The sequence below is a fragment of the Polynucleobacter sp. HIN11 genome, from assembly GCF_030297675.1.
Lineage (GTDB): Bacteria > Pseudomonadota > Gammaproteobacteria > Burkholderiales > Burkholderiaceae > Polynucleobacter.
This window is the reverse complement of record NZ_AP028142.1, coordinates 1,002,626-1,015,695: the sequence shown is the minus strand read 5'-3', so window position 1 is coordinate 1,015,695 and position 13,070 is coordinate 1,002,626. Positions and strand designations below refer to the sequence as shown.

Annotated in this window: 17 protein-coding genes and 1 tRNA gene; 8 read left to right on the top strand and 10 right to left on the bottom strand. The window is 49.9% G+C overall.

Annotated features, from left to right (window positions below; genetic code table 11):
• Positions 1-32 precede the first annotated feature (32 nt).
• Genes QUE60_RS05365 through QUE60_RS05355 form a run of 3 tightly spaced genes read left to right on the top strand, consistent with a single transcriptional unit; the run spans position 33 to position 1,494 of the window.
• Positions 33-362, top strand: a complete 330-nt coding sequence (locus QUE60_RS05365) for an ArsR/SmtB family transcription factor (protein ID WP_286223114.1) — start codon at positions 33-35, stop codon at positions 360-362.
• Positions 353-841, top strand: coding sequence for an arsenate reductase ArsC (locus QUE60_RS05360; protein ID WP_286226310.1), 489 nt, complete (start codon positions 353-355; stop codon positions 839-841). The genes QUE60_RS05365 and QUE60_RS05360 overlap by 10 nt, the downstream gene beginning before the upstream one ends.
• Complete coding sequence (locus tag QUE60_RS05355; protein WP_286226309.1) at positions 838-1,494, top strand: aquaporin; 657 nt, start codon at positions 838-840, stop codon at positions 1,492-1,494. The genes QUE60_RS05360 and QUE60_RS05355 overlap by 4 nt, the downstream gene beginning before the upstream one ends.
• Here the strand turns inward: QUE60_RS05355 and QUE60_RS05350 are convergent.
• Genes QUE60_RS05350 through QUE60_RS05335 form a run of 4 tightly spaced genes read right to left on the bottom strand, consistent with a single transcriptional unit; the run spans position 1,485 to position 4,464 of the window.
• The gene (locus QUE60_RS05350) at positions 1,485-2,024 is read right to left on the bottom strand and encodes a DUF3299 domain-containing protein (RefSeq protein ID WP_286226308.1); all 540 of its coding nucleotides are present in this window, start codon (positions 2,022-2,024) and stop codon (positions 1,485-1,487) included. The genes QUE60_RS05355 and QUE60_RS05350 overlap by 10 nt on opposite strands.
• Positions 2,021-3,253 (bottom strand): ABC transporter permease, encoded by a 1,233-nt coding sequence (locus QUE60_RS05345; protein ID WP_286226307.1) that lies wholly within the window; start codon positions 3,251-3,253, stop codon positions 2,021-2,023. Before QUE60_RS05345 ends, QUE60_RS05350 begins: the two co-directional genes overlap by 4 nt.
• Positions 3,253-3,954 carry an ABC transporter ATP-binding protein gene (locus QUE60_RS05340; RefSeq protein ID WP_286226306.1) on the bottom strand — a complete coding sequence of 234 codons (702 nt, stop codon included), beginning with the start codon at positions 3,952-3,954 and terminating at the stop codon, positions 3,253-3,255. The genes QUE60_RS05345 and QUE60_RS05340 overlap by 1 nt, the downstream gene beginning before the upstream one ends.
• Positions 3,955-4,464 (bottom strand): ZrgA family zinc uptake protein, encoded by a 510-nt coding sequence (locus tag QUE60_RS05335; protein WP_286223108.1) that lies wholly within the window; start codon positions 4,462-4,464, stop codon positions 3,955-3,957.
• A gap of 141 nt (positions 4,465-4,605) precedes the next feature.
• Between QUE60_RS05335 and QUE60_RS05330 the strand changes: the two genes are divergently transcribed.
• Entirely contained in the window at positions 4,606-5,250 is a 645-nt protein-coding gene (locus tag QUE60_RS05330) for a lipid-binding SYLF domain-containing protein (protein ID WP_286226305.1), read from the top strand.
• Positions 5,251-5,274: 24 nt separating this feature from the next.
• Positions 5,275-6,969: a GMC family oxidoreductase gene (locus tag QUE60_RS05325; RefSeq protein ID WP_286226304.1), complete on the top strand. Its 1,695-nt coding sequence runs from the start codon at positions 5,275-5,277 to the stop codon at positions 6,967-6,969.
• Here QUE60_RS05325 and QUE60_RS05320 read toward each other — a convergent pair.
• Complete coding sequence (locus QUE60_RS05320; RefSeq protein ID WP_286223105.1) at positions 6,966-7,238, bottom strand: hypothetical protein; 273 nt, start codon at positions 7,236-7,238, stop codon at positions 6,966-6,968. The genes QUE60_RS05325 and QUE60_RS05320 overlap by 4 nt on opposite strands.
• 160 nt (positions 7,239-7,398) lie before the next feature.
• Here QUE60_RS05320 and QUE60_RS05315 point away from each other — a divergent pair, with 160 nt between their 5' ends.
• Both QUE60_RS05315 and QUE60_RS05310 read left to right on the top strand, forming a co-directional pair.
• The gene (locus tag QUE60_RS05315; RefSeq protein WP_286226303.1) at positions 7,399-8,118 is read left to right on the top strand and encodes a hypothetical protein; all 720 of its coding nucleotides are present in this window, start codon (positions 7,399-7,401) and stop codon (positions 8,116-8,118) included.
• An 8-nt stretch (positions 8,119-8,126) separates the two neighbouring features.
• On the top strand, positions 8,127-8,927 hold the full coding sequence (locus QUE60_RS05310) for a substrate-binding periplasmic protein (protein WP_286226302.1): 801 nt from the start codon (positions 8,127-8,129) through the stop codon (positions 8,925-8,927).
• Positions 8,928-8,981: 54 nt separating this feature from the next.
• On the opposite strand, the gene QUE60_RS05305 is transcribed toward QUE60_RS05310, so the two are convergent.
• Positions 8,982-9,057, bottom strand: a tRNA-Asn gene (locus QUE60_RS05305).
• Positions 9,058-9,100: 43 nt separating this feature from the next.
• Here QUE60_RS05305 and thiD point away from each other — a divergent pair.
• Positions 9,101-9,976 (top strand): bifunctional hydroxymethylpyrimidine kinase/phosphomethylpyrimidine kinase, encoded by an 876-nt coding sequence (gene thiD, locus QUE60_RS05300; protein ID WP_286226301.1) that lies wholly within the window; start codon positions 9,101-9,103, stop codon positions 9,974-9,976.
• Between the two features lie 5 nt (positions 9,977-9,981).
• Here thiD and QUE60_RS05295 read toward each other — a convergent pair whose 3' ends face one another.
• From QUE60_RS05295 to QUE60_RS05280, 4 genes are read right to left on the bottom strand one after another with little or no spacing between them, the layout of a single operon-like run.
• On the bottom strand, positions 9,982-10,911 hold the full coding sequence (locus tag QUE60_RS05295; RefSeq protein WP_286226300.1) for a thiamine phosphate synthase: 930 nt from the start codon (positions 10,909-10,911) through the stop codon (positions 9,982-9,984).
• A 9-nt stretch (positions 10,912-10,920) separates the two neighbouring features.
• Positions 10,921-11,733, bottom strand: a complete 813-nt coding sequence (locus tag QUE60_RS05290) for a thiazole synthase (RefSeq protein WP_286226299.1) — start codon at positions 11,731-11,733, stop codon at positions 10,921-10,923.
• A gap of 18 nt (positions 11,734-11,751) precedes the next feature.
• Positions 11,752-11,952 carry a sulfur carrier protein ThiS gene (gene thiS / locus QUE60_RS05285; protein WP_458574784.1) on the bottom strand — a complete coding sequence of 67 codons (201 nt, stop codon included), beginning with the start codon at positions 11,950-11,952 and terminating at the stop codon, positions 11,752-11,754.
• Positions 11,949-13,064, bottom strand: a complete 1,116-nt coding sequence (locus tag QUE60_RS05280; RefSeq protein WP_286226298.1) for an FAD-dependent oxidoreductase — start codon at positions 13,062-13,064, stop codon at positions 11,949-11,951. Before QUE60_RS05280 ends, thiS begins: the two co-directional genes overlap by 4 nt.
• Positions 13,065-13,070 lie beyond the last annotated feature (6 nt).

The following is a 13,070-nucleotide window of genomic DNA, read 5'->3' as shown; positions in this document are numbered from 1 at the left end:
AAGCTGTCATATATTTCTATATAATTGGAAATATGAAAAATATTGATGCCATCCAAGTCCTTTTAGCCTTAGGGCAGGAGACTCGACTCAATATCTTCCGTCTAATCGTGCAACGCGGAGATATTGGCTTGACCCCGAGTCAATTGATTGAGAAGTTAGGCATTCCCAATGCAACCTTGAGCTTTCATCTGAAAGAGCTAGTCAATGCCAAGCTGTTATTGGTAGAGCGCCAAAGCCGCAACTTGATCTATCGCCCTAATCCCAATGTGATTGAGGATCTCAGTGAATTTTTATTGGATAACTGCTGCCAGGGTCAGTCCTGTAGTACTCCTAAATCGAAGAAAAAAGTCGCATGCCCATGAAAAAATACAACGTACTCTTCTTGTGCACCCATAACTCCGCCCGGTCTGTTCTGGGGGAGGCACTGGCCTCCACCCATCCCAGTGGTCTCTTCGTGGGCTATTCTGCAGGCTCAACCCCCGGCACCCAAGTCAATCCCTTTGCCAAGGAGTTAGCGTTGGAGATGGGCTATGACGAATCCAAATTACGCAGTAAGAGCTGGGATGAGTTTGGTTTACCCAATGCCCCCAAGATGGATTTCATTATTACGGTCTGCGATAACGCGGCGGGTGAGGTATGCCCCGTCTGGCCAGGCAATCCTGCTACCGCACACTGGGGATTTCGCGATCCATCGCAAGTTAGTGGTACAGATGTAGAGAAGCGTCTTGCATTTATCGAAGTGATGAACGGTCTCAAAAAACGCATTGATTTGTTAGCCAGCATGCCGCTCGATAAACTCGACTCGATGGCTCTGAAAGATATTCACCACAAAGCCTCATGAAGTCCTACGCGGCCGAGTTCTTTGGCACCGCGTTGCTGCTTGCGATTGTGGCGGGTAGCGGCATCATGGGTGAGACCCTCTCGAATGGTAATGCAGCTGTAGCCTTGCTTGGTAATAGCATCGCCACCGGAGCAGGGCTCTATGTCTTAATCGTGCTCTTAGGCCCGATCTCCGGCGCACACTTTAATCCAGTGGTGAGCCTGATGTTTTGGAAGCTGGGGCATCTCAATCTCAACAAGCTACTTGCCTATTGGGCATGTCAGTTCAGTGGTGCGATTACTGGAATATGGGTAACACATCTGATGTTTGGTCTAGCAATCTTGCAAGAGTCAACCAAGGTGCGAACTGGTCTTGGTATTTGGGCTAGTGAGTTGATTTCAACGCTGGTACTTCTCTCGGTGATTCGGATTGGGGATCAAGCGGCAAAAGATAAGGTGCCAATGTTGGTGGCGCTTACTGTCACTGCGGGTTACTGGTTTACCTCATCCACTTTTTTTGCCAATCCTGCGGTCGCTGTGGCTAGAAGCCTCACAAATACCTTTGTGGGCATTGCGCCTGCCGATGTGTTGGGCTTTGTCAGCGCTGAACTGATTGCTGCCCTCGTGATGGTAATGTTGTTTTGTAAGGCGAGTAAGTCGATCCATCAACGATAGGGCGTAATCTTGTCGGCGTTGAGAACGTAGGCGCTACTGCCAATCTCAGAATAAGTTCGACCCTCGCTCAGAATGCCTTCCACCCAGATGGCATCCATGGTGCGCACCTTCGAGCCCTTTGGGGGCTTGACCAAAATAATTTGATTAGCCGGAGGTGGTGGCGAATGAATGCAGGCACCAAAGTAGGGGACTAATAAAAATTCGCTACTTTGCATGCGTTCCGCGTCAAGTGGCACCACATAACCAGGAATACGTATTGCTTTACCGATATAAACCTTGGACGGCGGCGCTGAGTCCCAGGCTTTCTTTAAACGAGCATAAGCCTCATCAGCTTTAGGATCACCATCCATTAAGCTGCCATAGCGGCGCATGCGAGTGACCTCCAAGATCATTTTCTTACGCCAGCCCTCAGGCATCAGATCATCCCACTCGATCTCTTTATAGGTCGTAGCCTCACTGCGAAGTGGATACACCCCTAGCATGAGGCCCAGTAAGCTGACACTCGATAAGCGTAAAAAGGATCGTCTCATGTGGATGGGGGATTTAACTCTTCGTTGAGTGCCATTCTATAGGCTTTGATGGCCGGAATGCAGGCGCAGAGGAGCACCACAATCACCAAGGCGAGTAAGGAAAGTAGATCATGGGTAGTTGGAAGCCCAATGCTGGTGACCACGCCCCAAGAGGTGCGGAAGTAATCGGCTGATAAGAGGATCGCGATCTGTAACATCAGCCAGCCTAGTGCAATACCAATTAGACTAATCAAGAGCGCTTCAAAAAGTACAAGGCGTAACAGTTGATAGGGCTTGGCTCCAATCGCCCGAAAGATGGCCAACTCACGACGTCGGTTCTCCAGTGAGACCAATAGGGTGGCCGTGATTCCTAGGATGGTCGTGATCAACACCCCTAAAGAAATAATTAAGAGCGCGTTCTCAGCCACCTCCATGGTGGACCATAAGTCATCTAAGGCAACCCCGGGCATCACACCCATAAGCCCTGCATTGGGCAGGGCGTCGATTTGGCGCCGTGCTGAGAACACGCTGCCGCGATCCTTGAGCCCGACATAGAACGCACTCACCTGAGAATCCGGATTGAGCTTGGCAAACTGAATTCCGCCTTCCTCAATGTCATGGAGCGCATCAAAGGCATTGGTGGAAATGAACACCGCGTTATCGATGGGGGTGCCATTAGGCTTTAGGATGCCCACCACCCGAAAGGGCGAGTTGCTGTGGTCTTGCTTGGGGCCGGTACCTGAGCCATGGGTAATGGCAATTTGTTCACCTAGTTTCAGTTGGGTGTTCTTAGCCACGTTAGCACCCAGCACGACCTCAAAGAGTGTGGGATCGGTCAGTACCTTGCCTTCGGATAATTCCAGATGACGACCTTGTGCCTTGATATGAGTAAAGAACTCAATGCTCGTTCCCACCACTGGATAGCCCCGGAAGCTATCGCCCAATTGCACAGGTACCACCCAGGCCACAGGCTTCATACTCATGAGGGATTTTTCATAAGAGGCGGCAATGGTGTTGGTCGCTCGACCAATATGAAAGACGCTATACAAAATGAGTTCGGTGGGACTTCCCTTGGCACCTACTACTAAATCGACACCACTAATGGCATTCGAGAAACTGGTCTTGGTGTCATCGCGGATCTTAAAGACCCCAAGCAGTATCGCCACCGAGATAGCGGTCGATAAGACCATAATCAATAAGCCGCCTTTGCGAGCTAAGGCGCTCAAAAGTGCAATGCGTAACCAAACCATTAGGCAGCCACTTTCTGGGCAAAGCCGATGCGCTCATCAAATTGCTCGCTCAAGCGCTCATCGTGACTGACCATCACCAAGGCAGTGCGTTGCTCTTGCGCAAGACTCAAAAATAAATCCATGAGTTGGGTCTGATTCTGCCAATCTAAGGCTGAGGTAGGTTCATCTGCAATCACAATCGATGGCCGACCAATAAAGGCACGTGCCGCTGCAACGCGTTGCTGTTGACCAATCGAGAGCCGATGTGCGGGTTGGGTGAGGAGAGCTGGAGCGAGACCTAGGCGTTCTATTAAATGCGACAGTGCGGAGTCTAGGGAACCAAACTCCGCAATGGCAGCTTGACGTCGCTTGGGATACAGATGGGTAGGCAACAAGATGTTATCGGCAACATTAAGGTAAGAGATCAAGTTAAATTGTTGAAAGATAAAACCCATTTCCTCGCCGCGTAAGCGATCTATCGCACTCCGACTTAAGTCCTGTAAACGTTCGCCATGGATCCAAATCTCACCACGCTTGGGTGGCATCACCCCGGCGAGCAGATTTAATAAAGTACTTTTGCCACACCCCGATGGCCCTGAGATGAAGAGACTCTTCCCAGGGGCCACCGAGAACGATAGATTGGTAAAGAGTGGCGCCTGAGTTGGCCAAGCAAACTCCAAATGCTTAACCTCAATCGCGAGGGAGTGGGGCGAGCGTCTCACTTAAAAGTTAACCGTACTGGAATCGCGTTTGGCGGTCGCTGATTTTTGACCCCAAGGACCAACTGACTCTACCCGAATCTCTTTGAGACGTTTGTATTCCGAAAAGAGGCCAATGCGAAGTTGTTTGAGTGAACCGAGTTTGGCACAGTTCAGGTCAAACTGATAGTCCAGATCGGCATGCTTACCTGCTTGATCGCGCACGATGGTACTGCTAATTAATTTGGGGGAGCACTCTGCGTCATTATTTGCCACAAAGAATGCGCCAGGATTCTGCAGTTTCTGGTTCATAGTATTAATGGCATTGGTCTCCGCCTCTGTCTTGGGGGCGCGCTCAAACCCAACGAGCGCCTCCAGTGGAAGCTTCATGTTGCCAATTGCCCTACCAGACTCAATTGTGAGCTCAAGTTTGCCCTTACCATGCTCATGCGCATGGCCATGTTTGGCTTGAGCCAGAGCATGTCCGCTTGTGAGGGATAAAGCCCCAATTAATAAAAAAGGAATAATGATCATCGCTGGCTCTTTAAAGGAAATAACTGTTGATCAACCCAACATACTACCTAGAAATTAATCCCATTTCATGAATGGTCTATAAAATATGTGGGCTTAGTCATTTATGACGTTTTAATCGATTCTTATCAACAGGACCCATCAATGCGTATTTCCAATCGCTGGACTGCTATCTTTTTAACTCTTCTTTGCCCACTGCTTTTGATCGCATGTCAATCGACGGGCAAAGATGGCAAACCATTGACCCCAGCCGAGATTACGGAAAAGCGCCAAGCAACCATCAAAATGGCAGAGACGGGCTTAAATCTTCTATTGAAGCAAGACCCCAAGGTTCGTAAAGATATTGAGAGCGCAGCAGGCTATGCCATATTCAATACCACGAATGTGAACGTCATCTTGGTGGTGGTGGCTCGCGGCGAGGGGGTTTTGTTCGATAAGCGTTACAAAGACCAACCCGTATTCATGCGTGATATGAAGACCGGTGAGGGCCTCGGTGCAGGATACCAAGAGCAATATCAAATTATTATCTTTAAGACCCAAGATGCCATCGAACAATTTATTCTGACTACCGTTGATGGTCAGCAGTTAGGCCTTGATGTCGAGGCGAACTTCTCGGCCGGCTCAAGCAGTACGATCCGCTCGTTTAATCCGAATGTGACCTTCTACACCGTGGGCATCTCGGGCTACGATTTGCAAGCCAATTATGGCGGCGCTTTATATATGGTTGATCAGCAGCTCAATACCCCAGCGGTCTTAAAAGCCATTCAAGAGCGCCGTCAGAAGAAATAATTTCTAGTTTGGTGAGACACAGAAGTGAGCACCCCAGCAGCGCTTGAGTTTGACACTATTATTGTGGGCGCTGGTAGTGCGGGTTGCCTCTTAGCAAACCGTCTCTCCGCAGACCCAAACCATCGAGTCTTATTACTCGAAGCCGGAGGAGAAGACGATTGGTTTTGGATCAAGATTCCTGTCGGCTACCTCTATACGATTGCCAACCCCAGAACTGACTGGTGCTTTAAAACCAATCCTGACCCTGGCCTCAATCAACGTTCGATCCATTATGCAAGAGGGCGTGTGATTGGCGGATCCTCATCGATTAATGCCATGATCTATATGCGTGGTCAGGCGAGTGACTATGCCCGTTGGGCCGAGTTAACCGGCGATCCTATCTGGAGGTGGGATCACACCCTAGAGACATATAAATCCCTAGAAAACTATTTTGCTGGAGCCAATGCCTGGCACGGAGATCAAGGGGAGATGCGGGTTGAGCAAGCCCGTGTCCAATGGCAAATCTTGGACGCTTGGCGCAAAGCCGCGCAGGAGCAGGGCATTCCCTCGATCGAGGAGTTCAACCGAGGCGATAACGAGGGTTGTGCATATTTTCAGATGACCCAAAAGAAAGGAGTGCGTTGGTCGATGGCCGATGCGTATCTCCACCCAATTCGTCATCGAAAGAACTTAACGATTCTGACTAAAGCACAGGTATTGCAACTCAATTTAATACCGACGCAACCCCAAACCCAAAATAATCCAACACAACAGATGAATGCCTGGTATGGCGCAGCCTGGGAAGTGCGTGGTCTAGATCTATTACACGCCGGATCACGCGTCACTGCCCATGCCAAGGACCAAGTGATTCTGTCAGCCGGTTCGATTGGATCCCCCCAACTATTGCAAGTCTCAGGAATCGGTGCGCACCATCACCTCAATTCCATCGGGGTCGAAACTAGGATAGACCTTCCGGGCGTAGGCGAGAACTTGCAAGATCACTTACAGATCCGCACGGTGTATCAGGTTGAGAACTGCAAGACCGTCAATACACTCTATAAAAACTGGTTGACCCGAATGGGAATGGGCCTTGAATATCTCATCAAACGTACTGGACCACTAACGATGCCACCATCGACCTTGGGTGCATTTACCAAAAGCGATCCATCGCAGCCTACAGCGAATATTGAATGGCATGTTCAGCCACTCTCCTTACCTAAATTTGGGGAACCGCTACATCCCTTTAATGCGATTACACCGAGTGTATGCAATTTGCGACCCAGCTCACGCGGCTGGGTGAGGGCTAAATCAGCCGATACCCAGATGCATCCAGAAATCCGGTGCAATTATTTATCCACCCCAGACGATCTAAAGGTGGCAGTCGATAGCCTTCGAATCACACGCCAAATTATGGGAAGCGATGCCCTAAAGCCTTACGCCCCCAAAGAGGTATTACCTGGTACTCAATTACAAAGCGAGCAAGACCTTGAGCACGCGGCACGTGATTTAGGAACAACGATTTTTCATCCAGTGAGTACCTGCGCTATGGGGAAGGTCGACGCCCAAGGTCAAACTGATAATCCAAATACCGTATTGGATTCTGAGTGTCGGGTACGCGGAGTAGCACGCTTACGAGTCATCGATGCCTCAGCGATGCCCTGTATTACCTCCGGTAACACCAATGCGCCAGTCATGCTCATCGCAGAAACTATTGCCAGGCAAATCCTGGCGCAGCGCTAGGTCGAGCCGCCGTATTTTTTCTGGCAGGCCTCGGCGGATAGCTCGGGATGATTGCGCTTACAACGCTCAACTCGTTGTTCAGGGGTCATGTTCTTCATGTTTTGATACATCGAGCGACACTGGTCAACACTCATCTCAGGATGGCGTTGGCGGCAATGGTCAATCATGCGTTGTTCATTGCTGGTATCTTGAGCCATTCCAGGGCTCACCCAGATCATTAGAACAGTACTAATTGTTAATATAGGTTGACTCATGCGTAATCGAATCATTTCATTCTCCGTAGTTAAGTTGGAAGGATGCTGTACATTAAGCCAATTGATTGATCGTACTACGAATAACATGCTACTGTTGATTAATTTAATTAAATTCATTTGCTTGACCATTCCCTTGCTTTCAGGGGTGACACTGGCCCAATCCCCAACGAGTACTATGAGCCATACTGCCAAATCGGGGCAGCAAATGCAAAATCCGCTGTACCCTAAATCGCATGTCTTAGTCGCCTATAACGCTAATCAAAAGTTAGGTGCCAACAGTAATATTAAGCAAGATGAGTATATGGTTGCTCCAGTCATTCCACTGCATCTTGGATCAAACATTCATTTGATTCTGAACCCGACATTAACCTACAACCGCAATATCAGCAATCAGCAGGTCACTAATCAGCAACAACCAATTCAGTTCCCAAGTTATTTCACTGTCATTCTCGATAAACGATGGTTTGCCGGAATCGGTCCCTACGTTCAGACCCCAGCCAGTAATGCCAATAATGGGTCAAGGCAAACGGGTGTTGGTATATCGGCTGGGGCTCTATATGCACCAGATAATTGGACCATTGGCGCGACCATGTTTAATTCTTGGGGGATTGGCAATGACCTATCAGGTGGCTCAGCCAACATTCTGAATGTGCAACCAACACTGTCCTATACGAGCGATCATGCGTGGACTTACAACTTATCGAGTCAAATGAACTTCAATTACACCGCGCGCAATGCTACTAATCAGCTCACCTTGAGTGGTGGCAAAACGGTCAAATTGCTGGACTATCACGTCTCATTTCAGTTGGGACCAACCTATATGGTGACCACAACACCAACCAGTGCTAAAGGCTTTGGAGCCTACCTTGGGGTTAGTATTAAATCAGCCCAATAAGGTCAAGTATGATGAAGCTTCTAAACGAAAGGCTCTTGATGATGCGCCGTTATTTACCAACAATCCTAATTACTTTATCCCTAACTCATATCGCTCAAGCGCAGCAATGTAAGGCATTGGTTATCACTGGCCATCCAGCATATCCGCCAGTTGCTTGGGCAGCCGACGGAAAACTGCAAGGGTCATCGGTTACTTTAGTCAGCAATATTGCCAAAGGTCTTGGGGTTGAGAAAGTTACCTCGATGGATTTTGGTTCATGGGAGAAGGCGCAACAAGCCATACGTGATGGTCGCGCAGACATCATCTTTGGCATCTATAAGAACCCAGCTCGGGCCGAATATATGCATTACATAGAGCCACCTTACATGCTCGATCCAGTATCGATCGTGATTCGTAAGGGTGACAACTTTAAGTTCACTCAATGGTCTGATTTAAAAGGGCATCGTGGCGTGACCAACCAAGGAGAGAGTTATGGCAGTCAATTTGATGCCTATATCAAAACTGATTTGAATGTTGTTCGATCCAATGGCGTTGATCAGGCATTTACTCAGTTGCTCAATAAACAGGCCGACTATTTAATTATTGGAAGCTACCCAGGCAAATTAGAGGCTAAGAAGTTAAATCTGGACTCAAAGGTGGTTTTCTTGCCCAAGAGCGTGTTAACAGCAGATATGTATATTGCCTTCTCTAAAAAATCGAAGTGTTACTCCCAATTAGAAAAGGGCTTTACTGAGGGGATCAAAAAAGCAGTTGCCAGTGGTACGGTCGATCAACTGATTGAGAGTGCTAACCAACAGTTTTATAAGTAGTCAGAGTAAAGAAAAAGGCTTACAAGCCAATTAAGCTGTAAGCCTTACTGAATTTGGCTCCCCGACCTGGACTCGAACCAGGGACCTGCGGATTAACAGTCCGTCGCTCTACCGACTGAGCTATCAGGGAATAGACGCTATTATAACGAATAGATTCCGAGGACCTCTTTTTCATGAAACTCACTAAACCCAACCCCATCTTCATCCCCAAGGTATTAAGCATTGCGGGATCTGATAGTGGTGGTGGCGCAGGGATTCAGGCGGATCTGAAGGTCATTACTGCCTTAGGTGGCTTTGGAATGACCGCCATTACGGCAATTACTGCACAAAACACGATGGGTGTGACCCGTATCCAAGATGTTGACCTTGATGTGATTGAAGCGCAAATTGATGCAGTAGTGACGGATATTGGTGTGGATGTGGTCAAGATCGGCATGCTGGCGAGCCCCGCCATTGTAAAAACAGTGGCCGCTACACTCAAGAAACACGGTATTCGTAAAATCGTATTGGATCCGGTCTTGCGGGCTACCTCAGGAGCCAGTTTGGGTAGTGACGATACAGCGCGCACCATGGTGACCGAACTCTTTCCCCTTGCGACCATCATCACCCCCAATTTACATGAAGCTTCGATCTTATTGGGACGTCCGATTGTGGCGGTTGATCAATTCAAGACAGCTGCTGAAGAACTATTAGCCCTTGGCCCACGCGCGGTCTTGATCAAAGGTGGACACCTGGAAGGTGAGCCCAATGAGCTAGTCGACTATTTAATCTGGCATGATCGCAAAGACGATGTGCCGGTCGTGTTTCATAAAGAGTTTAAGCATCCACGCATACCGACGGTGAACACCCATGGCACAGGCTGCTCACTCTCAAGTGCTATTGCAACCTACTTGGCTGACAAGCATGATCTCAGTCACTCGGTAGCGAAAGCAATATCATTTGTGAGTGCAGCAATTGAAGCAGGGCAGCGTTTAGAAATTGGTAAGGGTCCCGGGCCGCTGTGGCATATGCACGACTTCTATCCCACCCAACTACCTGACCAACAATAGCTTGCTTAGTTGGTTTTCATGAGCTCTTGTAAGCGCTTGACCGCCGCTTTGGGATCATCGCTGGCCACAATCGCGCGTACTACTGCGACCGATCCCACACCACTTTGTGCCACCGCATGAATACTGCCCTCGTCAATGCCGCCGATGGCGACAAGCGGGTAGTGCTGCATGAGCTTGGCATAGGCATATAAGCGACCTAAGCCTTGAGGTGCGGTGGGCATCTTCTTTAGATTGGTCGGGAACACCGCACCCATGGCAATGTAGCTTGGGCAATAGCGATCCGCAATCACCAACTCAGCGTAGCCATGGGTACTCAGCCCCAAACGCAGGCCTGCCTCACGAATCGCATCCAAATTGGCGCTTACTAAATCTTCCTGACCCAAGTGCACTCCATAGGCGCCAGCTGCAATCGCTTCTTCCCAATGGTCATTGATAAACAAGAGGGTCTTGCTACCTTTAACTGCCGCAACCGCCTCACGGATTTGTGAACGTATTTGGGTTACATCATCGGATTTAAATCGCAACTGTGCGGTAGGGAGCTCAGCATCGACCATGCGCTTAATCCAATCCGCATCGGGGAACACCCCATAGAGTCCTAAACGCTTCGGACACTCTTTAAAAGCCCTTGGATTCGAATTGCGCGAGTAGGGCAACATCTCAAAATACTCTGGGCGTGAGGGCCAGAGCTTGGGATTAAAGTCACCTACGTCTTTAATCATACGTGACCATGCTTTGCCTAACACGCGCGCATCGCTCTCAATAAAACCCATCTCAATCGCCGCAATCGTACCAGCAAGTTCGTATTGATCTTGGCTGGTCTCGGTCTTAATGGTTGGCGGTGGTTGATCGGGACTAAAGGTTGGCAAGGGTAAGCACAACTCATGATGGCAATGCGCTGCCACAATTTGCTTCGCCATCTCCCGAATATGACTCACACTAGATTCCTATTCGTGATGCCAAAACGGAGTGCCTACCAATGGGGTACTCGCCTGCGCTGAATCCTGGGGTTGCATCGCCCCCGATAAAAATGCCTGACGACCTGCATGAACGGCGCTGGCGAAGGCTTGAGCCATCGCAACAGGATCTTGGGCAAGTGCTACGGCCGTATTCAGTAGCACACCATCAAAGCCCCATTCCATCACCGTACAGGCATGGGACGGTAGACCTAAGCCCGCATCGACAAGTAAGGGAACCGACAAGCGCTCGCGCAGCAAGCGCATCGCATAAGGATTAAGCGGCCCTTGACCGGTGCCAATCGGTGCAGCCCAGGGCATGACCGCTTGGCAACCAACATCGACTAAGCGCTGACACAAAATGAGATCCTCGGTGCAATATGGCAGAACCTTGAACCCATCTTTGATGAGATGCTCGGCGGTTTGCACCAGGCGCAAGGTATCCGGTTGCAGGGTGTAATCATCTCCAATCAGTTCTAACTTAATCCAATTGGTCTCAAACACCTCGCGTGCCATCTGCGCGGTGGTAATTACCTCTTGTGGGCTGTGGCAACCAGCGGTATTCGGTAATACCGGTACTGCCATTTTCTTGAGGAGCTCCCAAAAGCCACTGTGCGCTTCGGTTGCAGCGGAGCCTTGACGTCGCAAGCTTGCTGTAATCATCGCTGGGCGTGCACGTTGCACGGCGGTCTCTAGTACCTGAGGCGAGGGATAGCGTGAGGTACCCAATAGTAAGCGACTCGCAAATGACTCCCCATACAGAATGAGGGGATCGTTGAGGTGGGTTGGTAAAGGAGCGGTCATGGTGCGTATACGGATAGTTTAACCACCGGTCACCGGTGAAATAATTTCAATGGAGTCGTTGTCATGCAATACATACTCCGCATGCTGTGATTTGGGAACGAACTGCAAATTAACCGCCACGGCATACGGTGGCTTGGCATCGAGCACTGTTAAGAGATCGCTAACCTTGCTCGCAGGGGGAAGCTCATGGACCTGTTGGTTGACGAGCACGCGCATCATACGAGGGATCCACTCAAGCTAGCTTGCTGGATTTTCAAATCAAAGCGCTTGGCAAGCGTTTGGTTCTCACCACGTAGAAGTTGTATTGCTGCATCCATCATTGCTGGCGCAATTAAATAACCATGGCGATAGAGCCCATTGATTTGCATGAGCCCAGGTTCAGGGATGCATATCTCCGGCAAATTATTTTTAAGCGTTGGACGACATTGCGTAGCCGCTTCCACAATCCGTGCCTCGGCAAAGCCGGAGTGCACCGAGTAGGCCGCTGAGAGTAATTCCATGGAAGAGCGCACGCTCACGGGCGAGAGGTCATCGGATTCAATTTCAGTGGCCCCAATTACATAGAGATCATTCTCTTTGGGTGCAATGTAGATGGGATAGCGGGGGTGGATCAAGCGTGTAGGACGCTTGAGCTTGACCTCTGGGGCATGCACCCGAATCACTTCCCCCCGAACCCCACGCAGGGGATTGCGGGTATCGGCCCAACTGGCTTTGGCACCTAAGCCACGGCAGTCAATCACCCAGTCAAAGCCATGTCCACGCAGCTCATGGGGCTCCATCGCACGATGCCAATGCATGGGCACTTGTGCTTTCGTTAAGAACTCAAGTAAGCCAGTTAAGAGTTGACGATTATCGAGCTGGCCCTCGCGAGGCAAAAAGAGACCTTGGGTAAAGCGCTCCGCTAGGGCAGGCTCAAGCTCGGTGAGTGCCTTGCTATCAAGATGCCAGGGTGTCGCCAGAGCTGGGTTCATGCGCACATTACGCTCAAGATGTTCAGCAAAGCGTTGCGCCTCGGGTGCATCAAGACGATGCCACAGAACGAGGGTGCCGTCTTGCTGAAAGTAGGTCTGTTGCGATACTTGCGCGTTCAACTCCGTAATGAGCTGCTTCCAGCGATCAAGCCCATACAGCCCCATGCGCACCACCGGTGCTTCGGTAATCGCTGATTCGGCAAGAGGGGCTAACATCGAAGCGGCAACCCGTGCAGCGGAGTGCTCTGCATCGGGGCCACTGCGCTCAAACAGTTCCACCTTTGAGCCCGATTTGGTGAGGGCATACGCCATCATCCGACCCATGAGGCCGGCACCAACGATGGCGTATGACATACTCATTTCAAG